We start from the raw sequence: 592 nt of genomic DNA on the forward strand, positions 1-592 counted from the left end.
ATGAATCAAACTTTCATACGGAATATGAAGCTCTTGATGGAGCTTTTTTATCATAGACAAGCTTAATGGACGCTTACGATTTAAAACCTCCGATACTTTGCTCGGTGCTCCTAAGTACCTCTCTAAGTCTTGCCTACTTAAGTTAAGGTTTTCCATCTGAAACTTAATAGCCTCAACTGGCTCTGCATGTTCAATTAGATAGTATTGATTTTCGTAGGCTTCAATTAAAGTCACTAATACATCACGAGTATCTGCTTCAATACTGCCTTCAGGCGCTTGAAACACTGCTTCTAATTGCTTAAATGCTTGTTTTAAATCCTGATCGTTTCGGATTGGTTTAATGTTCATTGACCACCTCGACATCTATTTTGTCATAATCGCTATGAGTACCAATAAATTTTATCCAAACAATACCAACTTGATATTGTATCTCTACGACTAATCGATACTTGTTTCCAGCGATATTAAAAACAACTCTGTTATTGGCACATATGCTCGCATTCTTGAAAGCATCTTTGATATCTTGAGGTGACTTCCAGTCTGCTTTTATAGTGAAATCATGCCATGCCTCAAGCTGACCTTTTGCATCATT

The 592-nt window shown here is 36.8% G+C and carries 2 protein-coding genes; both read right to left on the reverse strand.

Annotated features, from left to right (window positions below; genetic code table 11):
- Positions 1-348: helix-turn-helix domain-containing protein (locus ACS8FD_RS22740; RefSeq protein WP_439260817.1), on the reverse strand; the 348-nt coding region annotated here is incomplete at its 3' end.
- Positions 338-592, reverse strand: a 255-nt coding sequence (locus ACS8FD_RS22745; protein WP_439277526.1) for a type II toxin-antitoxin system HigB family toxin, incomplete at its 5' end; no start/stop codon positions are given. The genes ACS8FD_RS22745 and ACS8FD_RS22740, both read right to left, overlap by 11 nt.

The sequence above is a fragment of the Psychrobacter sp. 1U2 genome, assembly GCF_051847575.1.